This is a genomic window from Streptosporangium sp. NBC_01469, from assembly GCF_036227305.1.
Taxonomy (GTDB): domain Bacteria; phylum Actinomycetota; class Actinomycetes; order Streptosporangiales; family Streptosporangiaceae; genus Streptosporangium.
Map to the genome: position 1 here is coordinate 4,533,569 of NZ_CP109465.1, position 21,370 is coordinate 4,554,938.

The 21,370-nt window shown below is 71.1% G+C and carries 22 protein-coding genes; 14 read left to right on the plus strand and 8 right to left on the minus strand.

Features of this window, described 5'->3' with window-relative positions:
- Positions 1-250: 250 nt before the first annotated feature.
- The gene (locus OG587_RS20220) at positions 251-1,021 is read right to left on the minus strand and encodes a TetR/AcrR family transcriptional regulator (protein ID WP_329092543.1); all 771 of its coding nucleotides are present in this window, start codon (positions 1,019-1,021) and stop codon (positions 251-253) included.
- A gap of 146 nt (positions 1,022-1,167) precedes the next feature.
- On the opposite strand from OG587_RS20220, the gene OG587_RS20225 reads away from it, so the two are divergent.
- The 3 genes from OG587_RS20225 to OG587_RS20235 all read left to right on the plus strand — a co-directional run bounded on the left by OG587_RS20225 (position 1,168) and on the right by OG587_RS20235 (position 3,593).
- Positions 1,168-2,187 carry an ATP-binding cassette domain-containing protein gene (locus OG587_RS20225; protein WP_443075593.1) on the plus strand — a complete coding sequence of 340 codons (1,020 nt, stop codon included), beginning with the start codon at positions 1,168-1,170 and terminating at the stop codon, positions 2,185-2,187.
- A gap of 136 nt (positions 2,188-2,323) precedes the next feature.
- Positions 2,324-3,154: an ABC transporter permease gene (locus OG587_RS20230; protein WP_329092545.1), complete on the plus strand. Its 831-nt coding sequence runs from the start codon at positions 2,324-2,326 to the stop codon at positions 3,152-3,154.
- Positions 3,155-3,320: 166 nt separating this feature from the next.
- Positions 3,321-3,593: a hypothetical protein gene (locus OG587_RS20235; RefSeq protein ID WP_329092547.1), complete on the plus strand. Its 273-nt coding sequence runs from the start codon at positions 3,321-3,323 to the stop codon at positions 3,591-3,593.
- Here OG587_RS20235 and OG587_RS20240 read toward each other — a convergent pair.
- Complete coding sequence (locus OG587_RS20240; protein WP_329092548.1) at positions 3,547-5,349, minus strand: phosphatidylglycerol lysyltransferase domain-containing protein; 1,803 nt, start codon at positions 5,347-5,349, stop codon at positions 3,547-3,549. The genes OG587_RS20235 and OG587_RS20240 overlap by 47 nt on opposite strands.
- A gap of 522 nt (positions 5,350-5,871) precedes the next feature.
- Between OG587_RS20240 and OG587_RS20245 the strand changes: the two genes are divergently transcribed.
- On the plus strand, positions 5,872-6,849 hold the full coding sequence (locus tag OG587_RS20245) for a hypothetical protein (RefSeq protein ID WP_329092550.1): 978 nt from the start codon (positions 5,872-5,874) through the stop codon (positions 6,847-6,849).
- Between the two features lie 157 nt (positions 6,850-7,006).
- Here the strand turns inward: OG587_RS20245 and OG587_RS20250 are convergent, their stop codons facing one another.
- Positions 7,007-7,327 carry a GroES family chaperonin gene (locus OG587_RS20250; protein ID WP_329092552.1) on the minus strand — a complete coding sequence of 107 codons (321 nt, stop codon included), beginning with the start codon at positions 7,325-7,327 and terminating at the stop codon, positions 7,007-7,009.
- Between the two features lie 175 nt (positions 7,328-7,502).
- Here OG587_RS20250 and OG587_RS20255 point away from each other — a divergent pair, with 175 nt between their 5' ends.
- Positions 7,503-9,173 (plus strand): DUF885 domain-containing protein, encoded by a 1,671-nt coding sequence (locus tag OG587_RS20255; RefSeq protein WP_329092554.1) that lies wholly within the window; start codon positions 7,503-7,505, stop codon positions 9,171-9,173.
- A 13-nt stretch (positions 9,174-9,186) separates the two neighbouring features.
- Here the strand turns inward: OG587_RS20255 and OG587_RS20260 are convergent, their stop codons facing one another.
- Complete coding sequence (locus OG587_RS20260) at positions 9,187-9,981, minus strand: ABC transporter ATP-binding protein (protein WP_329092556.1); 795 nt, start codon at positions 9,979-9,981, stop codon at positions 9,187-9,189.
- The gene (locus tag OG587_RS20265) at positions 9,978-10,355 is read right to left on the minus strand and encodes an iron chelate uptake ABC transporter family permease subunit (RefSeq protein WP_329092558.1); all 378 of its coding nucleotides are present in this window, start codon (positions 10,353-10,355) and stop codon (positions 9,978-9,980) included. The genes OG587_RS20260 and OG587_RS20265 overlap by 4 nt, the downstream gene beginning before the upstream one ends.
- A gap of 35 nt (positions 10,356-10,390) precedes the next feature.
- Between OG587_RS20265 and OG587_RS20270 the strand changes: the two genes are divergently transcribed.
- Together OG587_RS20270 and OG587_RS20275 are read left to right on the plus strand one after the other, a co-directional pair.
- Complete coding sequence (locus OG587_RS20270) at positions 10,391-10,669, plus strand: hypothetical protein (RefSeq protein ID WP_329092560.1); 279 nt, start codon at positions 10,391-10,393, stop codon at positions 10,667-10,669.
- 392 nt (positions 10,670-11,061) lie between these two features.
- A complete protein-coding gene (locus OG587_RS20275) occupies positions 11,062-11,295 on the plus strand; it encodes a hypothetical protein (RefSeq protein ID WP_329092562.1) in 234 nt (77 codons plus the stop codon).
- Here the strand turns inward: OG587_RS20275 and OG587_RS20280 are convergent.
- The gene (locus OG587_RS20280; protein WP_329092564.1) at positions 11,286-13,682 is read right to left on the minus strand and encodes a helicase-associated domain-containing protein; all 2,397 of its coding nucleotides are present in this window, start codon (positions 13,680-13,682) and stop codon (positions 11,286-11,288) included. The genes OG587_RS20275 and OG587_RS20280 overlap by 10 nt on opposite strands.
- Before the next feature lie 340 nt (positions 13,683-14,022).
- Positions 14,023-14,454, minus strand: a complete 432-nt coding sequence (locus tag OG587_RS20285; protein WP_329092566.1) for an ATP-binding protein — start codon at positions 14,452-14,454, stop codon at positions 14,023-14,025.
- 316 nt (positions 14,455-14,770) lie between these two features.
- Between OG587_RS20285 and OG587_RS20290 the strand changes: the two genes are divergently transcribed.
- From OG587_RS20290 to OG587_RS20300, 3 genes are all read left to right on the plus strand, one after another.
- Positions 14,771-15,631 (plus strand): helix-turn-helix domain-containing protein, encoded by an 861-nt coding sequence (locus OG587_RS20290; protein ID WP_329093929.1) that lies wholly within the window; start codon positions 14,771-14,773, stop codon positions 15,629-15,631.
- The gene (locus OG587_RS20295; RefSeq protein ID WP_329092568.1) at positions 15,632-15,868 is read left to right on the plus strand and encodes a DUF397 domain-containing protein; all 237 of its coding nucleotides are present in this window, start codon (positions 15,632-15,634) and stop codon (positions 15,866-15,868) included. It begins immediately after the preceding gene.
- A 123-nt stretch (positions 15,869-15,991) separates the two neighbouring features.
- Positions 15,992-16,249: a hypothetical protein gene (locus tag OG587_RS20300; protein WP_329092570.1), complete on the plus strand. Its 258-nt coding sequence runs from the start codon at positions 15,992-15,994 to the stop codon at positions 16,247-16,249.
- Between the two features lie 105 nt (positions 16,250-16,354).
- On the opposite strand, the gene OG587_RS20305 is transcribed toward OG587_RS20300, so the two are convergent.
- Positions 16,355-16,936, minus strand: coding sequence for a histidine phosphatase family protein (locus OG587_RS20305; protein WP_329092573.1), 582 nt, complete (start codon positions 16,934-16,936; stop codon positions 16,355-16,357).
- Positions 16,937-17,109: 173 nt separating this feature from the next.
- On the opposite strand from OG587_RS20305, the gene OG587_RS20310 reads away from it, so the two are divergent.
- The 4 genes from OG587_RS20310 (at position 17,110) to OG587_RS20325 (ending at position 21,288) form a co-directional block, all read left to right on the plus strand.
- A complete protein-coding gene (locus OG587_RS20310) occupies positions 17,110-17,964 on the plus strand; it encodes a Gfo/Idh/MocA family protein (protein WP_329092575.1) in 855 nt (284 codons plus the stop codon).
- A 254-nt stretch (positions 17,965-18,218) separates the two neighbouring features.
- Positions 18,219-19,169, plus strand: a complete 951-nt coding sequence (locus OG587_RS20315; RefSeq protein WP_329092577.1) for an ABC transporter substrate-binding protein — start codon at positions 18,219-18,221, stop codon at positions 19,167-19,169.
- 278 nt (positions 19,170-19,447) lie between these two features.
- Positions 19,448-20,413 carry a FecCD family ABC transporter permease gene (locus OG587_RS20320; protein ID WP_329093931.1) on the plus strand — a complete coding sequence of 322 codons (966 nt, stop codon included), beginning with the start codon at positions 19,448-19,450 and terminating at the stop codon, positions 20,411-20,413.
- Between the two features lie 101 nt (positions 20,414-20,514).
- The gene (locus OG587_RS20325) at positions 20,515-21,288 is read left to right on the plus strand and encodes an ABC transporter ATP-binding protein (protein WP_329092579.1); all 774 of its coding nucleotides are present in this window, start codon (positions 20,515-20,517) and stop codon (positions 21,286-21,288) included.
- Positions 21,289-21,370 lie beyond the last annotated feature (82 nt).

Below are 21,370 nucleotides of genomic sequence, written 5' to 3' on the forward strand. Positions count from 1 at the left end.
GCGGACGGTAACCGCGCTGACGGTGACCACGCGGACGGCCGCTGTGCCGATGACCGCTGTACTGACGGCGACCGCACTGACGGCGCCGCCACGAGAACGCTCCCATCTGGGGGTGGCGTGCCGGGACATCCCCGCGGAGCTGTGTTCACGCCCGCGTCGTCGTCGGGCACGCCGTTCTCGTACGCCACCCCGCGCGCCGTCGGGCACGCCGTCCTCGCGTCGTGCCGCGGTCTTCGGTGGCCCGCCGGCGCTACGGGCGATCCCGGCCCGCGATCAGGCCGGCGATTCCGTCCAGGATGCGGTCCAGCCCGAAGGCGAGGGAGTGGGTGGGGTCGGAGACGGACTGGTAGGCCTCTCCCGCCGCCTGGCCGACGCGGGAGGCGAGGGGGAACCGGCCGGCGTCCATGATCTTGTCGAGGAGCGGGGCGTTGGTCAGCCACCACTCGGCGTCGGTGACCCCGCTCTCCTCCTGGATCCGGGCTTTGTTGGCCTTGGCCCTGGCGGTGCTCTCCACGTGGCTGAGCACCAGGGTCAGGACGGAGTCCATCTCGACGTCCGACAGGCCGGTGCCGTCCAGCGGGCGCAGCTCGGCCTCGTACTTGAGTGACGCGTTCGGCCCCAGCGTGGAGCGGACGTCGATGATCTGCAGCATCCACGGGTTGCGCCGGTAGAGGTCCCAGTTGCGGGTGGCGATGAACTCCAGCGCGCCCCGCCACCCGCCGGGCTGCCGGGACGGGGCGTCCACGTCGTCGTAGAGCTCCCCGTACGCGGTGTCGATCATGAGGTCGACCAGCTCGCCCTTACCGGGGACGTGGGTGTAGAGGGACATGGTCCCGACCTCCAGCCGCTCGGCGACGTGCCGCATGGAGACCGCGTCGAGCCCCTCGGCGTTGGCCAGCTCGATGGCCGCCAGGACGATCGAGCGCACTGTCAACCCGGAGCGTCCCGCCTTGCTGTGTGATCCCCACAGGAGCGCCAGGCTGCGTGCCGGGTCGGCGTCGGAAACTTTTTTCGCACTCATGGGAACAGTCTCCAGATTCTCGGCGTTGGGACCACCGTAGCTGAGTCGTACGGCGTACGGTACGCTATACGCTTCATGGGCATGTCGATGTCGGGCGAATTGTCCAGGTATGCCAGATGGGAAGACGGGTGCGAAGGGTGAAACAAGTGGATGTGAAGGCGGCAGGGCAGGGCGCGGTGGCGATCGCCGCGCATGGCCTGCACAAGAACTACGCGGGCGCCGAGGGGACGGGTCTCAACGGGTTCGACCTGCGGGTGGCGGCCGGAACGGTCTGCGGCCTGCTCGGTCCCAACGGAGCGGGCAAGACGACGGCGATTCGAATCCTGTCCACGCTCCTGCGCCCCGACTCGGGCCGGGCGAGCGTCGCGGGGTTCGACGTCCGGACACAGGCCCGGCAGGTACGCGAACGGATCGGGCTGGTCGGCCAGTACGCCGCGGTCGACGAGATCCTCAGCGGGCGGCAGAACCTGGTGATGTTCGGCAGGCTGAACCACTTCTCCGCCGCCGGGGCGCGCAGGCGGGCCGACGAACTGCTGGAGCGCTTCTCGCTGGCCGACACCGGGGGCAGGCCGGTCGGCAAATACTCCGGCGGCATGCGCAGGCGGCTCGACCTGGCGGCGAGCCTCATCGTGGCGCCCCCGGTGCTCTTCGTGGACGAGCCCACCACCGGTCTCGACCCGGCGGCCCGCCAGGAGGTGTGGGCGGCCATCCGCGACCTGGTCGGCTCCGGCACGACCGTGCTGCTCACCACCCAGTACCTGGAGGAGGCGGACCGGCTGGCCGACCGGATCACGATGCTCGGGGCGGGCCGGGTCGTCACCGAGGGCACCCCCGAGGAGCTGAAGTCCGCCATCGGCGGTGACTGGCTCGACCTCGTCCTCGCCGACCCGGCGGACGTGGCCGCGACGGAGGCACTCGCGGCGCGGGTCGCGTCCGGCGAGGTCCACGTGGACGCCGAGGCGCGCCGGGTCAGCGTCCCGGTCGCCGAGCGCACCCGGGCGCTCGTCACGATGGCGACCGCGCTCGGCGACGCCGGGATCGAGCCGCTCGACATCACGCTGCGCCGCCCCACGCTCGACGAGGTGTTCCTGCACCTGACGGGCGGTGGGGAAGGGGCGCGGCTCCCGGCCGATGCCCCGCTCACCCGTACGGAGGCGTCCGCTTGAGCACCGCGCTCCCGATCCAGACCATGTGCTCCGAGACGTCGTGCGGGTACGCAGGCGTCCGCTTGAGCACCGCACTCCCCGGCGCGGGCACCCGCGCGAGCACGACGACCCTGTTTCCCGGTACGGAGGTATCCCCGTGAGCACGACGACCGCGACGCCGCCCGCCAGGTCCCCGATGGCCCGGTTCGGCTGGGCGCTGGCCGACTCTTGGACCGTCACCCTGCGCGACCTGAACCACTGGGTCCGGCAGCCGGGCCCGGTCATCCTCGGGTGGTTCTTCCCGATCATGATGGTGCTGATGTTCGGCGGGCTGTTCGGCGGCGCCATCGGCATCCCCGGCGGCGGGGACTACTTCGACTTCCTGATCCCCGGCATGTTCGCCATGACGATGCTCTTCGGCCTGGAGAGCACGATGATGGCGGTCACCACCGACGCGGCCAAAGGGGTGACCGACCGGTTCCGCTCCATGCCGATGAGCGCCTCCGCGGTGGTCATGGGCCGGGGGATCGCCGACATGCTCAACTCGGTCGTCGGGCTGGCCGTCATGATCGTGACCGGGCTGCTGCTCGGATGGCGCGCCGGGGGAGGACTGACCGCGGCGCTGACCGCCGTGGGCCTGCTTCTGCTGTTGCGCTTCGCCCTGCTCTGGGTGGGGATCTTCATCGGCCTCGTCGCGGGAGGGCCGGAGGTGGTGACGTCCGTGCAGATCCTGGTCTGGCCCGTCGGCTTCCTGTCCAGCGTGTTCGTCGACCCCGGCACCATGCCCGGCTGGCTCGGGGCGATCGCGGAGTGGAACCCGCTCTCGGCCACCGCCACGGCCGCCAGGAGGCTCTTCGACAACCCCGGCTGGGGAGGTGAATCCTGGGTCGCGCAGCACGCCACGCTCATGGCGGTGCTCTGGCCGCTGCTGCTGATCGCCGTCTTCCTGCCCCTGTCGACGCGTACGTTCCGCAGGCTCGGCGGCTGACGGGGGCCTCGCCGGTCACCGCTCGGCGCGGGGGTTTGTTTTCCGATGGATCACCGACGGATCACATGGTTCACAATGTTCGCCGCCCCGGGAAGATGCTCCGTGTTTTACATCATGGTGACGGGATCCGTCGGGGACTGTAACCGACGGTAGTGAGCCTGGACGCATGAGTGAGACGGAACGGGAACGATCCGCCTCGGGGTGGACGCTCAACAGGGAACTGCTCAACGTCGGCGCGATCATCGTCGCCGCTGGTATCGCCCATCTCGTCATGGGCCTGATAGGGCACGAGAAGTACGGGCCGTTCATGCTTCTGCTGCTCGGCGGGGTGCTCGTCGTGACAGCGCTCGGTCACCGTTTCTACGAACATCGGCGCCACCGCGTCCCCATGGTCATGGAGTGCGTGAGGTGCGGGGGGATGCCCGGCGGGGGATCCTGAGGCGGCGGGAGGCGATCCCGGGAAGGCAGAGGGAGATGAAGGCCTCCGCCTGGAGCGCCGACACGCCGATCCGAGGGAGGTCCCGCACCGCGGGATAGACCAGGAAGCGGGGTTTCCACAGTGGCTGGAACTTCGCGTTGAACCGGTACAGTGACTCGATCTGGAACCACCTGGACAGGAAGACCAGGAGGACGTACCAGGCACGGAGGATCGGACCCGCGCCCAGCCGCTCGCCCCTGGCGAGCGCGGCGCGGAACATGGCGAAATTGAGCGAGACCACGCTCACGCCGAGGGCCGGGGCCGCCTGCAGGGCCTTGACGATCAGCAGGTCGTTGAGGCCCGGGTCGGCGTCGTGGTCGCGGCGCATCAGGTCGAGGGACATGCCGCTCCTCCCCCAGGGGACGAAGTGCAGGACGGCGTGGATGTCCTCGCCCGGCCCGGTCCCGCCCTCCGCCGCGGCCCCGCCGCTTTTGGCGTCCGCGGTCTCCACGGCGTTTCCGGTGGTCTCGGCGGGCCTGTGCGCCGTGACGACGACGCATTCGGCGTCGGCGGGGTCGCCGAAACGGCCGAGCGCCATGGAGAAGCCCCGCTCGGTGTCCGTGCCGCGCCAGGAGTCGGCGGCGTACCGGATCCTGTCCTTCTCCGCCTCGGTGAGGTCCCCGACCCGCCGTACGAGACAGGTGTAGCCCGCGCGCTCCACCCGGTTCACCATCTGCCGGACGTTGCGCATCGTCCTGCCCTCAAGGGTGAAGGCGGCGACGTCGATGACGGCCTCGTCACCGATCTCCAGGGCGGACAGGCGTCCCTCCCTGGTCCAGACCTCGCCGCCCGTCTCGCTGCAGCCGATCACGGCGGGTACCCAGGCGTGCCGCTCCGCCTCCTCCAGGAACCGCCTGATCGCGCCCGGCCACGCCTCGACGTCCCCGATGGGGTCGCCGCTGGCGAGCATCACCCCCGAGACCACGCGGTAGGCGATCACCGCCTTGCCCGTCGGGGAGAACACGACGCTCTTGTCGCGGCGCAGCGCGAAGTAGCCCAGCGAGTCGCGGGCACCGTGCCGGGCGAGCAGCTCGCGGACCGTCTCCTCCTGCCGGGGGTCAAGTTCGGCCACGGGCCTTTCCGGACGCAGGGCGAGATAGAGGGTGGTCACCGCGGTGAGCGCGCCGAGCCCGAGGAGGGAGTAGAAGACCAGGTCGGCGGTCCGCTCCGAGGAGTACCTGACCGGGCCCTCCACCCCGATGAGGCCGAGCAGCACGTGCTGGAGCCGCTCTCCGGCGCTGGGGTCACCGACGGTCGTCTTGGGGTGGGCGTTGACCACGACCCAGCCGAGGCCGATGTCCAGGACGAGGAGGACGAGGAGGTTCCACAGCGCCCGCCAGCGGGTCCGGGGATCGGAGAGGGCGTAGAACTCGCGCTGCCTGGCCACGAGCAGGGCGATGACCGGCGTGGTGAGGATGGCGGTGAAGGGATGGTGCGAGTGCAGGAACTCCATGAGGGCGCTCAGCGGCAGGAGCACCATCACCGCCCGCCAGGCCCGGTTCTTCCTGCGGCGGAGGCCGTGGGCGAGCATGACGATCAGGATGCCCAGGACGAGCGAGACCGCCTGGGCGAGCGAGGCGAACGTTCCGGGCAGGAACCCGGTGAGCTCGCCGACCAGGCTTTTTCTGAACGCGGGCAGCACGGCCCTGAGGATGTCCAGGACGCCGATCGCCATCGCCGCGTAACCGGCCGCGATGGGCACCCAGGAACGGGGCACACATGACCGATCCCTCATGAGAGGGACATTAATCGGTGATAGGGCCCCTAACTCCACGACAGGGCTCACCGAGCCCGAATCCACCCCGCCCGGATCGGCTGACTTTGCGTTGCGCGGCGCGGACCCTCCACGAAAACAGTGGGGGACGGTATGGAGCCCGCCGCCGTAAAATCGCCGTTCGTTTTCGGTCTGCCCGCCGCGTCGCCCTCGCCGGCTCCGCTCGCCCTCGCCGGCTCCGCTCGCCCTCGCCGGCTCCGCTCGCCCTCGCCGGCTCCGCTCGCCCTCGCCGGCTCCGCTCGTCCCCACGGGGTCTCGCGTCCCACGGGGTCCCGTGTTCCCGCTCTCCGGCCTCTCCCGTGTCCCCGCCCTCTTGCTCTCGCGCTCTCCCGCTCTCCCGCTTCTCCGCTTTCCGTCACGCCCGCCTTCCGGTGTCCCCTCACCCCGGTCGGCCTCTCTCACACCTCTTCTAACCGATTCGTTCTAGATCAAGATCTTGAGGGCTTTCCGGCTTAAGATTCCGCCGTGTCCGTGACTCCTGGGATTTACCGGTTGCTCGGTTGCCTCGCCCTCCTGATCTCGGTGATCGTGCCGGTTCCGGTGGCCGCGCACGCCGCCGAGCAGGCAGCCGCCGGCCCCGCCGCCGCGCCCGTCGACATCGTGCTGCCCGGCACCCGGGTCACCGTCAGGGAGGATTCCAAGGACGCGCTCAGGGTGACCTCTTACTCCTTCGGCAAGATGACCTACCTGCGCAGGGGTGCCGGATTCACCCGGCAGGCCGCCTACCAGGAGATCACGGTCGCGCCGAAGGGGGCCAAGGCCCTCGCGGTGCCCACCTCCTACCAGAGCGGCTACGACTCGGTCGTCCTGCTCGACCTGGCGACCTCAAAGGGCACCAGGATCCGTACGGTGAAGAAGCCGCTCGTCGCGCACTACGCTCACTGGAACCGCAACGGCGGCAAGGCGGTGCTGACCGTCGAGAGGAAGAGCGGATCCGCCTGGGTGACCTCCGGGTTCGTGGTCGTCGACGTGGTGGCGAAGACCGCCAAGACGGTGACCGTGGCCAATGTGGACAAGGCCGCGAGGTTCCGCTGGAGCTCCGACGGCGTCGACGTCGTGGCCGAGTACGCGGGGGGCGCCCGCTTCTACGGGCAGGACGGCGCGATCCGCCGCACCCTGGCCAAGACCGGCAGGCCCGCCGGCGGGGAGGACGCCTTCACCCCCTCGGGACGGGGCCTGATGACCTGGTGCCCGTCCAGCTACACCGAGCACGTCTGCGTCTGGGACCGCACCTCGGGCAAGCTCGCGGTCAAGGTGCCCGGCATCAAGCCGAAGGCCCTGTGGGGCTGGTGGGACGAGAAACACTTCATCGCCGTCATCCCCGCCTCCGGCCACTACCAGGTGGTCCTGTCCACCCTGAAGGGCAAGACCACGCGGGTCCTGGCCGCCTTCTCCGCCGCCGACTGGTCCAACAAGCTCTACCTCGGCTACACCCGGAGGTGATCGGGCTCCCGGCTCGGCGGATGAGCGGAGCGAGGGAGCCCCGCACGCCGGTTCGGGCCGCCCCTACGGGATGCCCGGGGGACCGGCCTACGACCCCGGGGACCCGGGCACGGGGATGCCGGCCGACGCGTGAGCCGGACACTCACGGGCGCGGCCGTCAAAGGTACAGGCCGGTGCCGTTGTCGGTCTGCGGGGTGGCGATGGCGTGCAGGTCGCGCTCGCGCATGACCAGGTAGAGCTGGCCGTGGACCTCGACCTCGTACTGCTCCTCGGGGTTGAACAGGACCTTGTCGCCGACCTTGACCGCGCGGGCGTTCTGGCCGGCGCCGCAGACCTCACCCCAGACGAGGCGGTTGGCCATCTTCACCGTCGCCGGGATGACGATGCCCGCCGTGCTGCGCCGTTCCTCGGACTCCTGCTCGATCTTGACCATCACGCGGTCATGGAGCATCTGGATCTCGAACTTCGGGTCACCCACAACACGAGTTTATGGGAATCGCGGAGCCGTGCCCGCTTGTCCGCGGACTCGGGGTCCGCTCGGGCGTACCCACCGGGTCCGCCGGGGCGTTCGGGCCCGGGTGCTCCTGGCCGACAGGGGACGGACGGGCGACGACACCGGTGACGAGATCATCCGCCAAGTAGGATCCGGCGTTATGACGTCTCCTGAGCTCGTGAGCGGCTTCCTCGACTGGTATCTGGCGGCGAATCCCGCCTACGCCGCCCTCGCGGGCGCGCAGGGGTACGACAGAACCCTCGGTGACTTCACCGAGTCCGGCATCCTCGCCAGGGAGCGGGAGGCGCGCCGCTGGCTGGAGCGGCTCCAGGAGGTCCAGGCTCCCGGGAGTTCCGGGAGTCCGGGGAGCCTCGGGGACGCGGAGAGTCCCGCGAGCCCCGAGAGCCCCGCGAGCTTCGAGGACGAGATCGACCGGGAGCTGGTCATGTCCACGCTGCGCGGCGGGATCGCGTACGAGACGTGGCCGATCTGGCGGCGCGACCCGTCCGCCTACGTGGGACCGATCTTCGCCTCGATGTTCGGGCCGTTCCTGCAGCGGCTGTCCACCGAGGCCGAGCTGGTGGACGCGGCCGTCGCCCGGCTGGCCGAGGTGCCGGACGTCATCGCCGCCTGCCGGGCCAACCTCGACCCCGCCCTGGCGGCTCCGCTGCTGGTTCAGCGAGGGCTGGGCCAGTCGCGGACCGCCCGGCGCTTCCTCACCGAGACGGTCCCCGGCCAGGTCACCGACGAGGCCCTGCGCGCCCGGCTGGCCGCGGCGGCCGAGCCCGCGGCGGCGGCCTTCGACGAGCTGGTGGAGTTCCTCGAGGATTTCCGGGCGACCGGCACCTGGCGGATGGGGGAGGAGCTCTACTCCACCCTGCTGCGCGAGCGGGAGATGCTCGGCTACGGCGCCGACGAGCTGCTCAGGCGGGGGCAGGCCGCCTACGACGAGCTGGACGCGCGGATGCGCGAGGTCGCCGCCAGGCTGGACGGCGGTTCCGGCGACTGGCACGCGGTCATCACCGAACTCCAGGACGACCACGCGCCGACGCTGGAGGACATGCTGGTCGAGTACGAGGCCGAGACGGAGCGGGCCAGGAGGTTCGTCCGCGAGCGAGGCCTGGTGACCTTCGCGGAGGGCGAGGAGTGCCGGGTCGTCCCGTCGCCGGAGTTCCAGCGGCCCATCGTCGCCGTCGCCTCCTACATGTCGCCCCCGCCCCTGTCGACCTCCAGGATCGGGCACTTCTTCGTCCCGTTCACCCCGTCCTCCTTCACCGAGGACCAGATTCGCCAGCGGCTGCGTACCAACTCCAGGGCGCAGATGCCCTCCATCGCCGTCCACGAGGCCTACCCCGGCCACCACTGGCACCTGTCGTGGATGGCGGACAACCCCCGGCGGGCCCGCAGGCTGTTCCGCACCCCGTACTTCGCCGAGGGCTGGGGCCTGTACGTCGAGAAGCTCATGCACGAGCAGGGCTACTTCACCACCCCGGCCCAGGAGCTCGCCTACCTTGACTTCAGGCTCTTCCGGGCGGCCCGCATCGTCGTCGACACCTCGCTGCACTGCGGCGACATGACGATCGAGCAGGCCGAGAAGTACATGACCACGAAATCGTCGCTCACCCCCGGCACGGCCAGGGGCGAGGTCGACCGCTACTGCGCGTGGCCCACCCAGGCGCCCTCCTACCTGACCGGCGCCCTAGAGATCGACCGCATCCGCGACGACTACCTGGCCGCCGGCCGTGGCGACCTGCGCTCCTTCCACGACACGCTGGCCGGTTCCGGCGGGCTTCCCCTGGGACTGGCCCGCCGGGTCGCGCTGGAGGGCTGATCCGCGGTCGCGCCTAGGTACGGACGGGGGCGCGGCGACGGGTCTCGGGGACGATCAGCGGGGTGCCGCTCTGCGGGTCCTCGATGATCTCGCAGCGCAGCTCGAAGACCTCCTCCACCAGCGCGGCCGTGATGATCGAGGCAGGGTCGCCCTCGGCGACGATCCGGCCGTCGCGCATCACGATCAGGTGGGTGGCGTAGCGGCAGGCCTGGTTCAGGTCGTGCAGCACGGCGACCAGGGTCCTGCCCCGCTCGTGCAGGTCGGCGCAGAGGTCGAGCACCTCGATCTGGTGGGCGATGTCCAGGAAGGTCGTCGGCTCGTCGAGCAGCAGGATCGGGGTCTCCTGGGCCAGTGCCATGGCCAGCCAGACACGCTGGCGCTGGCCGCCGGAGAGCTCGTCGACGCAGCGGTCCGCCAGCTCGGTCACGTCGGTCGACTCCATGGCCGCCGCCACCGCGACCTCGTCCTCGCGGGACCACTGCCGCATCAGCCGCTGGTGCGGGTAGCGGCCCCGGCCCACGAGGTCGGCGACCGTGATGCCGTCGGGCACGATCGAGCTCTGCGGCAGCAGGCCCAGCCTGCGCGCCACCTCCTTGGACGGCAGCGAGGTGATCGCGGCCCCGTCCAGGTGGACCGTCCCGGCGCGCGGTTTGAGCATGCGGGCCAGGGCGCGCAGCATGGTGGACTTGCCGCACGCGTTGGGGCCGATGATCACGGTGAACGATCCGTCGGGGATCGTGACGTCCAGGTCGCTGGCCACCACGCGCTTGTCGTAGGAGAGCGTCAGTCCGGTGCCGTACAGTCTCAACGTCGTTCCCTCCGGAGTAGAAACACCAGGTATATACCGCCGATCGCGGCGGTCATGATTCCCGCCGGCAGCTGCACCGGTGCGAAGACGCGCTGTGCGGCCAGATCGGCGCCGACCAGCAGTGTGGCGCCCGTCAGCGCCGAGGCGAGCAGGGTGACGCCGGGAGAGCGGGTGATCCGGCGGGCCAGCTGGGGCGCGGCGGCGGCGAACGCGAACCAGACGTAGAGGGAGGGGTCGCTCACCCCGAGCAGCCCGATGGCGACCGTCACCCCGAACGCGGCGCCCTGGTTGACGCCCAGCAGTCCGGGGTCGGCGAGCGGGTTGCGGGTGAGGCTCTGCATCAGCGCGCCGGCCAGGCCGAGGGCCGCACCCACGGCCGATCAGGATCCTCGGTACGCGCAGGTCCCTGATGACCGTGTGGTCCACCGACCCGTCCGGCGCGAGCAGCGCGTCCAGCGCCGTGGACAGCGGGACCGAGCGCGAGCCCACCGCGACGCTGACCATCGCCGGCAGCACCCGCGCCGCGACTCCGGCCAGCAGTCCGGCCGCCGGCGCCGCCGAGCGCCGTCCCGGCCCTTTCGCCCGCCCGGGACGCGTCCCGTCCGGTTTCCCGGCCGTCTCGGACGCGGTCGTGGCCACACCGGCCCCGCTCACCAGGTACCCCTCTTCGTCGGTAATGGTTAGGTAAGGCTAATCTAACGCATGAGTCATTTAGGTAAGCCTATCCTTTAGAGGGGGAAGTGTCCCTACCTGTCCTGCCCCGGCCAAGGTTCCGGGCCGCGGGCCGCGGGCCTCGGTCTCGCGTTCGTCCTGGCCGCGTGCGGGAGCGGAGCGGAGCCGACCGCGGCGACGGGCGCCTCCCCGGCGGCGGGTCCGTGGACCTTCACCGACGACCGTGGAAAGAAGATCGACACGCCCGGTCGCCCAGCCCGCGTCGTCGCCCAGGTCGGCGCCGCCGCGGCGCTCTGGGACTTCGGCGTCCGCCCCGTCGCCGTCTTCGGGCCGCACAGGCTCAAGGACGGTACGAAGGACCCCCAGGTCGGCGACGTCGACATCACCAAGGTCGAGTCCATCGGCAACGTGTGGGACGAGTTCAACGTCGAGAAGTACATCTCGCTCCAGCCGGACCTGCTGGTCAGCGGCAGGTACACCAAGGACGCCCTCTGGTACGTGCCGCAGAAGTCGGCCTCCACCATCGAGCAGGTCGCGCCTACCCTCGGCGTCAGCCTGATCGGGAGGTCGGTGCCCAAGCGCATCGAGAGGTACGGGCAGGTCGCCGCCCACCGCGGATCGGCTCGCCCGCCTCAGGCGTAGGTGCCGCGGACCTCGACGATGTCGGCCAGCGGGAACTCCAGATAGTCGCCCGCCTCCTCGCACCACGCGTCGAGTACGCCGCTGCGCAGCTCGCCGTGGCTGATGGTGGCGGTCAGGCCGTCGGCCAGCGTGATCGCCGCCCGGACGCCACGGTCGACGACGAAGCCGAGCAGCGACTGCTGGGCGGTCGGCAGGCGGGAGGCCATGCGGCCGATGACCGCCCACGTCCTGCCGACGGACTGTGAGGCCTCGCCCTCGGCGACGAGCAGGCGCTGGGCGTGCTCGCGCGGATCGGGAGGCGGCTCCACCAGCGGGTACGAAGGCTGCTCGAACTCGGCCACCCGGCCCCCGGGAAGCAGGATCAGCCGTCCGTTCCGCGGCTCCTCGACGCGGGCCCTGCGGATGGTGATCTCACCGGTGTCCTCGATCGGCACCGGCGCGTAGCCGTTCTCCCTCAGCGCCGCCAGGGTCTTGTCGGCGGGCATCGAGCTGGCCAGCACGGTCGGGGCGAGCAGCCGCAGGCCCAGCCTGCCCAGCCGCCGGTGCCCGGCGATCTCGGACAGCAGCACCGGGTCGGAGGCCTGCACGATGCAGGCGACCGTGGTCACCGTGACCTCGCCGTGCCGCCTGGCCACGTCGTGTACCAGGTAGTCGAGGGGCTGCGGCACCGCACCCACCTCCGCGAGGTCGGCCAGCAGGTCCTCGGCGGTGTAGCCGGAGTCCATGGCCCGGCGCACGCTGGCCGGGGTGAACCGCCACACCGAGGCCGCGCCCCGTGACTCGCGTTCGGCGGCCCGGTCGAGCAGTTCGGCGAGCTCGCCGGCGGGCGGGCCGGTCACCACGGCGGTGAGGTCGGCGCCGAAGAGCGCGCTCCGCCGCACGCTGGCCAGTGCCCTGGTGGAGCACTCGACCAGCACGGGGTCGTTCTCCACGATGGGCGTCGAGTCGTCGATCTCGTCACCGGGGAAGGCGTCCAGCCCGGCCATCGCCCGGCCGAGATCGGTGATCGTGTCGAGGGCGACCAGCCCGAGCATGCGGGCCTCCTCCAGTACGGCGGGGGCGCACTCGGCCAGCAGCGACTGGTCCAGCAGCGGGGCGTGCCAGTGCGCGGACCCGACGAGCCCCGCCCGGTCGGTGCACGCCGTGCTGGCGGGCAGGCGGGCCAGCACGCCGAGCAGCGCCCGCCGGGCGCGGGCGACCATGGCTCCGGCCGGGTCGTCGCCGAGCACCGTGCCGTACTTGCCGTCGACCTTCCGCAGCGACGAGCGCTCCATCCGCCACCACGCCGACAGCAGCACCCGCAGCCTGGCGGCGGCGTCGTCCAGCCGCCAGCGGTCGAACTTCTCGGTGGGCACCAGCCCACCGGCCGGCTCGTCCCAGGCCAGCAGCCGGGCCACCGCGCAGACCTCCAGCAGCAGCCGGGTCTCGTCCTCGTCGCAGCCGGTGTCCTTGGCCACCCGCCGGACCTCGCGCACCCCGACCCCGCCCGCCTTGAGCAGCGGCAGCGGGAACTTCGCGGTGTTCTCCAGCATGGCGGCGCAGCGCTCCACCACGTGCGGGGCGGCCAGCGTCATCAGGTGGTCGACCGCCTCGGGGTCGACGGGGATGGTGGCGAGGTCGGGCGGTGCGGGGGTGAAGGGAGGGTGGTAGTCGGGGCCGCGCAGCGCGAGCGCCACCTCGCGGGGCATCTCGGCCACGTTCCAGCTGGGGCGGAAGAGCAGCCCGTGGTCGGCCGCCCACTTCTCGGGAGCGCCGGGCACCACGAACCTGCCGCCGTCCACGTCGCGGACCGGACCGTCCCAGGCGAACTCCTCCAGCAGCCGCCTCGCGCCCTCCGGGGCCTTCTCCAGCAGCGCGGTCACCCGCCCGGGGTCGGAGAGGATCTCGGTGACCCTGGTGACCGTGCGCCGCTTGGGACCGTGCGGCAGGCCGAGGGTCCTGGCCAGCCCGCGCAGCGCGTCGGCGCTGACCGTCCAGGAGTTCAGGTAGTGGGGGAGCGGCTCGCCGAGCCCGCAGGGCGCCGTCCACCACCGGGCGACCCCCTCGGCCACCCGGACGCGGCCCTCGCCGTCCGGCCACGCCAGCGCGTGGTCGAACAGCAGGTCGAGCCAGGGTGTCACCTCTGCCTCGGGCACGCCCATGAACCGGGCGACCGTCTCCGGCCCGGCCTGCTCGCCGAGGGCCAGTGACGCCTGCGCCACCTCCAGCGAGGGCAGCGGCAGGCCGCGCATGACCTCCATCACCGCGAACCCGTTGCCCAGCCGCTGCGCCAGGGTGTCCAGGCGGCGCGGCCACGGTGGGGCGATGGCGTCCAGCCGGTTGGCCAGAACTCGGGCGAGCCGTTCTTCGTCGAGGGTTTTCAACCAGCCGAGCAGGTGATCGTCCATCTCGCAGCTCTCTCAGGAATCTCGCGCGGGGACTCTCCGTGAGCCATAAACATCCACGGTAATGCAGAGGGCATCTCTGACGGCATCTACCGCGCAGAATGCGATGCGTTATAAAGCTCTCCGTCCGGTTCTGACCGGTCCCGGGGCCGCGAGGCGGAAGGAGTGGCGGCCCCGGGACCGGTCGGCGCCTTTTAAAAGGGAAGGGACGGCGCCGTCCGGGAGGGTTCGGTAGAGGCCTTGGAAAGGCGGAGAAGGTCGTCGGAGCTCTGAAAGAACCTTCGGGGCCCGGAGAGAAGACGGGCCGGTCCGAGGGCCTTCGGAGGGTTACTCGGGGAGGGGGCTACGGGTGGTCGAGAGGATCAGGCTCCTCGCGGTGGCCCGTCCTGAGGACGGCCCACACGATCTTGCCGTACGGAGCCAGCGGTGCCCAGCCCCATCGGAGGCTCAGCGACTCGACGATGTGCAGTCCGAGGCCGCCGATGTCGAGGGGGGAGGGATCACGGAGCGCGGGGAAGCCGGCTCCCGGGTCGTTGAGTGTGCAGGCGACCAGCCCGCCCCTCCGGAGCAGGGAGAGCCGGATCGGCTCCCTGGCCCGTGACTCGGCCAGTCTCAGGCCGTGCCTGATGGCGTTGGTCGCCAGTTCTGAGACCACCAGCTCCATGTTCTCGCTCAGCTCACCGAGGTTCCAGCCGGTGAGGGTGCCCGTCGCGAAGCTGCGGGCGGAGTGGACGGACTCGGCGTGCGGCGGGAGCACGAAGGTGGCGCTGGCCATGGTCGCCGGGGATCCGGGAAGAAGATCACGCGCGGAATCGGGCCACCAGCCGGCGGGGGGCCACCAGTCGAGCGCCGTCCATGACGTTGACGCTCGGGGGGGCGCGGTTTGGGCGGACTGCACAGCCGTCATCATGCTGCAAACTCCCGTGCAGGTGCAAGAGCGAATGCACGTGCATAAGGCCTGTGCAACCGCTACCGTTACCCCTGATTGGGTGATTCCGGACGAAAGGGGATCTTGGTCGTGGCCAAGGATTCTTAGGCCATGAAGTGACAGACTGTCGATCAGGAAAGCGAGCGAGGAGCACCACGTGTCCATGGATCCGCCCGGTACCGGTTCCACCGTTCGGCGAATCATGCTCGGCGCGAGCCTGCGCCGGCTGCGTGAGGAGAAGGGACTTGCCCGTGAGGCCGCGGGATTTCACATCCGTGCCTCGGAGTCCAAGATCAGCCGCATGGAACTCGGCCGCGTCGGTTTCAAGACGCGTGACGTGGAAGACCTGCTCACCCTGTACGGCGTGCTCGACGACGCAGAACGGCGCGGCCTGCTGGAGATGGTCCGCGAGGCGAACACCCCGGGCTGGTGGCACAAGTACGGCGACCTGTTGCCGCACTGGTTCACCACCTACGTGGGGCTGGAGGAGGCGACGAACATGATTCGCACCTACGAGGTGCAGTTCATTCCCGGCCTGCTGCAGACGTCCGCCTACGCGCACACCGTGATCCGGTTGGGCTACCCGGACGTGCCGGAGGCGGAGATCGAGCGTCGTGTGCATATGCGCATGCAGCGGCAGGATCGCCTGACGAAGAAAGACGGCCCCCGACTGTGGGCGGTCATCGACGAGGCGGCCCTGAGGCGTCCCATCGGAGGCAAGGAGATCATGCGTGAGCAACTCCAGCACCTGCTGGAAGTGTCCACGCTTCCCAACATCACCCTTCAGGTGATGCCCTTCCGATTCGGCATGCACGCGGCCGAGGGTGGTGCGTTCAGCATCTTGCGGTTTCCCGAGTCCGATCTGTCGGACGTCGTCTATGTCGAGCAGCTCTGGGGTGCCCTCTACCTGGACAAACGTGAGGACATCGATCCATACCTCACGGCCATGGAGCAGTTGTGCGTGGAAAGCACCACGCCCGGGGGCACCGCCGAGATCCTCGGCGACCTTCTCAGAGAGATGTAAATGAAGCAGACCTACAACGGCATGCCCGCCACTGACCTTGCCGGGGCCAGCTGGCGCAAGAGCCGCCACAGCAACTCGACGGGTAACTGCGTCGAACTGGCCGAACTGTCGGATGGCAGCATCGCGGTCCGCAACTCGCGTTTCCCCGAGGGGCCTGCCCTGATCTACACGAGGGACGAGATTCGCGCCCTGGTACTCGGGGTGAAGGATGGGGAGTTCGACGGCTTAACGGTGTAACACCGTTTTTACATCGGGGCCGCTGGGTTAACCGTGGCGCGCCTGTGATGTAACCGGGGGAGTGGATCGGCACGGAAGAGTTTGAGATCACAGTGATTGGGGGCTCAAACCGTGCTCGACCAGATGACCTTGTATCCGGTGGCCGACGACGTGCTGTTCGCGCCAGGCGGGCGCGTCGTGATCCGCACTTACGGTGTCGCCTCGGCGGCGACGGGGGAAGGTGCGCACACTCCGGTGTCCTACCGCACATGGGTCACCGGAGTGCGCGACCAGCCGCGTTACTGGCGCTGGGGTCACTTCGAGGACGCCTGCCACGGTCATCGCAAGGTCCTCGAATGGCTGACCGGCCGCGGCCCCCAGCCCGTCGCGGCCGCCGCCTGAGCGAGACCTTCCGCCGTACGAGGTGATCGGGCTCGATCGGCGCGCGGGCCGGGGGGTTCCTCGCGGCGCGGCTCCCGTCTCTCCCCGGCCCAAGCCCCTCCGGGGTCAGACGGGGGCGTTCCAGGCGAGGACCACCGGCTCGCCGTGCTCGAAACCGAGCCGGGAGTAGGTCCCGGTGTCCAGGCGGAAGAGACGCCCGTCCCGCGGGGGCAGTCCGAGCCAGCGGGCGCACAGCACCCGCAGGAAGTGCCCGTGGGCGACCAGGACCACGTCGCCCTCCACGGCCCCGGCGCGGGCGATCACCCGGTCGGCGCGGGCGCCGACCTGTTCCGCGCTCTCGCCGGGATGGCCGGCGTCGCCGAAGACGACACCGTCGCGCCACAGATACCAGCCGGGGCGGCTCTCGCGGATCGCGGCGGTGGTGACGCCCTCGTAGCCGCCGTAGTCCCACTCCCACAGGTCGGGGTCGACCACGTAGTCCTTGACCCCGGCCAGCTCGGCGGTCTCCCTCGCGCGCCCCGCCGGGCTCACCAGGGCGAGGTCGAACGTCCGGCCCGAGATCAGCGGGGCCAGCGCCCGCGCCTGGTCCTCGCCCTTGGCGGTCAGTGGCAGGTCGGTGAGCCCGGTGTGCCTGCCGTCGCGGCTCCACTCGGTCTCGCCGTGCCGCAGCAGCGTCATCTGGTTCATGGGTCCACCATCATGCCGGTACGGCGGGTGCCGCCACCCCTCACCCTCCTCTCTGCTCTCCGGAGGGTGCCCGGGGAGCCCACCCGCGGCTCACAGACGGGCTCATAGACGGCGGGCATGGCACGCAGCCCGGGGCACGCGATCACGGTGGGGGAGCGTGCGAAACTGGATCGGTGACGTTATCTGTGGGTCTGGTAGGCGCCGGACCGTGGGCCGAGATGGTGCACGCGCCGATGCTGGCGGCTGGTCCGTACACGCGTCTGGCGGGCGTGTGGGCCCGCCGTCCCGAGGCCGCGGCCAGGTTCGGCGCCCCGGTCTTCGAGCGGATCGAGGAGCTCTTCGACAACTGCGAGGCGGTCGCGTTCTCGGTGCCGCCCGCCGTCCAGGCCGAGCTGGGGGTGCGCGCCGCCAAGGCGGGCAAGGCGCTGCTGCTGGAGAAACCGCTCGCCGCCGACCTGGACGGGGCCCGGCGGCTGGCCGAGGCGGTCGCCGAGGCGGGAGTGGCCTCGCAGATGGTCCTCACCTGGCGTTACTCTCCCGCCACCCGTGCCTTCCTGGCCAGGGTGTCGGCCATCGAGCCGTTCGGCGGGCGGGCGGCCAACGTCTCCGGGGCGATGCTCGGCGGGGCCTTCGCCACCTCCTGGCGGCTGGAGCGCGGCGCGATCCTCGACGTCGGCCCGCACATGATCGACATGCTGGACGCGGCACTCGGCAGGGTCGTCGGGGTCCGGGCGCACGGCAACCCGCTGGGCTGGGTCGGCCTGCTGCTCGAACACGAGACCGGCGCGGTCAGCGAGGCGTCGCTGTGCATGAGCGTGCCGGGTGAGAACCCGCCCTCCGACGTCGAGATCTACGGACGGCTCGGCAGGGAGTCCCTCGACGGCACCCGGCTGGGCTCCGACGTCTTCTCCCTCATGCTCGCCGAGTTCGCGCTGACCGTACGGCGCGGTGGCGGCCACCCCCTGGACGCCGCGCACGGCCTGCGTCTGCAGGAGATCATCGCCGCCGCCGAGGAACAGCTCGGCTGAGGAGCGGTTCGCCGGAGGGCACGTGCCGGGAGCCATGACGTCGAGGACCCTCGGGGGATGCCCGGTGGGATTGATACCGTTCGTCTGACGCGCAGCGTGAGCGAAGTCCGGTGTGAGCCCGGCGCTGTCCCGCAACTGTCATGGCCCCCAGAGGTCGAGCCAGGTCGCCTCCGCCGCGTCGACGTCGACCCTCGTGGAAAAGGGTGACCCGTCTCTCCTGGGTCTCTCGGTTCCGGCAACTGAAAGGACCTCGTGTGAGGCCCGTACGCAGCGCCCTCGCCGGTGCCCTGCTCGCCGCGCTGACCCTGGCCGGGTGCGGCCAGAGCTCCCCCGCCCAGCCCCCGGCCGCCTCCGCGACCACGGCGGCCACCCCCTCGGCGGCGGGATTCCCCGTCACCGTCGAGGCGGGCAACGGCTCCGTCGCCGTCGCCAGGAGGCCCGAGCGGATCGTCTCGCTGTCGCCCACCGCCACCGAGAGCCTGTTCGCGATCGGCGCCGGACCGCAGGTCGTGGCGGTGGACGACCGGTCCACCCATCCCGCCGAGGCGCCGAAGAGCGACCTGTCCGGTTTCAAGCCGAACGTGGAAGCGATCATCGCCAGGAAACCCGACCTGGTGGTGGTCGCCAACGACGCCGACAGCGTCGTGGCCGCGCTGGGCAAGGTCGGCGTCCCCGTGCTGCTGGAGCCCGCCGCGACCAAGCTCGACGAGGCCTACGACCAGATCACCGACCTCGGCGCCGCCACCGGCAACGGCGACAGGGCCGCCGAGCTCGTCGCCGGGATGAGAAAGCAGCTCGACGAGATCACCGCCGCCGCGCCGAAGGACGCGAAACTCACCTACTACCACGAGTTGGACACCACCCCTTATTCGGCCACCTCCACCACCTTCATCGGCCAGATCTACGGGCTGTTCGGCATGACCAACATCGCCGACAAGGCTCCCGACCCGGCCGGCGGCTACCCCAAGCTCTCCGCCGAGTTCGTCGCCCAGGCCGACCCCGACCTCGTCTTCCTGGCCGACACCAAGTGCTGCGGCCAGTCCAGGGACACCCTTGCCAAGCGTCCCGGCTGGTCCAGGCTCTCCGCCGTCAAGAACGACCGGGTCGTCCTCCTCGACGACGATGTCGCCTCCCGCTGGGGGCCGCGCGTCGTCGACCTCGCCAGGCAGGTCGGCGACGCCGTCCAGAAGGCGGCGGCGGGCTGACCGGCGTCAAGAGGGAACGAGAGATGCTTCCTCCCCGTTCCGAAGGTCGAGACGTCCGCCCCGGACATCCGGTGGGTCCGGGCGACGCGGCCTCGGGATCGTCGCCCCCCGCCTCCGGTACGAACACAGGCACGGACACCGCCTCCGGCACGGACGCTGGTACCAACACAGGCACAGGCACTGGCACCAAGGCTCGGGAGACCGGTGTCCAGGGGAGGCAGGCGGCCAGGCTGAGTCCGCCGGTGGCGCTCTCGGCCGTGGGGGTGCTCCTGGCGAGCATGCTCGCCGGGCTGCTGGTCGGCGCGGCGGGCATCGCGCCGCGCGGCGTGATGCTCCAGTTGCTCGACTGGCTGCCGTTCGTCTCGGTGGACTCGGGGCTGGCCCCGGTCGAGCTGGGCCTGCTGACCGAGCTGAGGCTGCCCCGGGTCCTGCTCGCCGCGATCGTCGGCGGTCTGCTGGCCGTCGCCGGAGCCGGCTACCAGGGCGTCTTCCGCAACCCGCTCGCGGACCCCTACCTGCTGGGAGCCGCCGCGGGCGCCGGCCTGACGACCACGGCGGCGATCGTCTTCACCGGTGGCGACGTCGAGGCGATCGGCATTCCCGCCGCGGCCTTCGCCGGGGCCGTCGGCGGCGTGCTGCTCGCCTACGCGCTGGGCAGCGTGGCGGGCCGGGGCGGCGGCACCGCCACGCTGGTTCTCGCGGGCGTCGCGGTCACCTCCTTCCTCACCGCCATCCAGACGTTCCTGCAGCAGCTCAAGGTGGAGGAGCTCCAGCGCATCTACGCCTGGATCCTCGGCGACGTCGGCGGCGGCTGGGGCCAGGTCACGCTCGTCGTCCCGTACGCCGTCGTCTCGGTGGTGGTCATGCTGCTGCACGGCAGGCTCCTCGACGTGCTCTCGGTCGGCGACGACGAGGCGGTCACCCTCGGCCTGAACGCCGCCCGCGTCCGCCTCGTCGTGCTGCTCGCCGCCTCCCTCGCCACCGCGGCGGCCGTCGCGGTCAGCGGGCTGATCGGCTTCGTCGGCATCGTCGTGCCGCACGTGGTCCGTCGCCTGGCCGGGGCGTCGTACCGGATCGTGCTGCCGATCTCGCTGATCGGCGGGGCCGCCTTCCTGGTCCTCGCCGACCTGATCGCGAGGACCGTGCTCGCGCCCGCCGAGCTGCCGATCGGGGTGGTGACCGCCTTCGTCGGCGCGCCGTTCTTCGTGGCCGTGCTGCGCGTGACCCGCCGGGTGGAGACGTGACGCCGCGCGTGGGCCACGGGATGAGGGCATCGGCCCGCCCGTACGGTGAGCGCGCGACCGTGACCCGCGCCGCGCGAAGGGGAGAGACGGAGGGGAGACCGGTGAGCCACCTGGTGGTGAGGGACCTGTCGGTCGTGCTGGACCGGCGCGCGGTGCTGTCCGGTGTCGGGCTCGAAGTACGGGACGGCGGCTGGCTGGCGGTCATCGGTGCCAACGGCGCGGGCAAGTCCACGCTGCTGCGGGCCCTGGCGGGAGTGCTGCCCTTCGGGGGAGAGGCACTCGTCGACGACACACCGCTCAGGCGGCTCAGGCCCAGGGAGCGGGCCAGGCTGCTGGCCTACGCCCCGCAGTCCCCGGCGCTGCCGGCCGACATGACCGTGTTCGACTACGCCCTGCTCGGCCGCACCCCGTACATCCCCTACCTGGGCCGCGAGAGCCGTCACGACCGCGAGGTGACCGCGTCGGTGCTGGAACGGCTGGACCTGTCGTCACTCGCCGCCCGCCCGCTCGCCCACCTGTCCGGTGGCGAGCGCCAGCGCGTCGTGCTCGCCAGGGCGCTGGCCCAGCGGGCCCCGGTGCTCCTGCTCGACGAGCCCACCACGGCCCTCGACCTGGGACACCAGCAGCAGGTGCTGGAACTCGTGGACCGGCTCCGGCTGGCCGACGGGCTGACCGTCGTCACGACTCTGCACGACCTGAGCCTCGCGGGTCAGTACGCTGACTCGATGACGCTGCTCTCGGGCGGCCGGGTGGCCGCCTCCGGCACTCCGGCCGAGGTGCTGACGGGGGAGCTGATCGGTGAGCACTTCGACGCCCGCGTCCGTGTCGCGACCGGTCCCGGCGGCAGGCCGGAGGTTCACCTTGAGCGTCCCTGAGCGGGACCTGGATTCGTCTGGAGCGTTCGTGAGCGGGTTCGAGGTCCGGCCGGACGTTCCCGGGCGGACCCGGGGTTCACCC

Coding starts and splice junctions, on each gene's coding strand:
- OG587_RS20220 (WP_329092543.1), bottom strand. CDS start 1,021: ATGAGTGCGAAAAAAGTTTCCGACGCCGACCCGGCACGCAGCCTGGCG.
- OG587_RS20235 (WP_329092547.1), top strand. CDS start 3,321: ATGAGTGAGACGGAACGGGAACGATCCGCCTCGGGGTGGACGCTCAAC.
- OG587_RS20255 (WP_329092554.1), top strand. CDS start 7,503: ATGACGTCTCCTGAGCTCGTGAGCGGCTTCCTCGACTGGTATCTGGCG.
- OG587_RS20270 (WP_329092560.1), top strand. CDS start 10,391: ATGACCGTGTGGTCCACCGACCCGTCCGGCGCGAGCAGCGCGTCCAGC.
- OG587_RS20280 (WP_329092564.1), bottom strand. CDS start 13,682: ATGGACGATCACCTGCTCGGCTGGTTGAAAACCCTCGACGAAGAACGG.
- OG587_RS20285 (WP_329092566.1), bottom strand. CDS start 14,454: ATGGCCAGCGCCACCTTCGTGCTCCCGCCGCACGCCGAGTCCGTCCAC.
- OG587_RS20290 (WP_329093929.1), top strand. CDS start 14,771: ATGGATCCGCCCGGTACCGGTTCCACCGTTCGGCGAATCATGCTCGGC.
- OG587_RS20295 (WP_329092568.1), top strand. CDS start 15,632: ATGAAGCAGACCTACAACGGCATGCCCGCCACTGACCTTGCCGGGGCC.
- OG587_RS20300 (WP_329092570.1), top strand. CDS start 15,992: ATGACCTTGTATCCGGTGGCCGACGACGTGCTGTTCGCGCCAGGCGGG.
- OG587_RS20305 (WP_329092573.1), bottom strand. CDS start 16,936: ATGAACCAGATGACGCTGCTGCGGCACGGCGAGACCGAGTGGAGCCGC.
- OG587_RS20320 (WP_329093931.1), top strand. CDS start 19,448: ATGCTCGCCGGGCTGCTGGTCGGCGCGGCGGGCATCGCGCCGCGCGGC.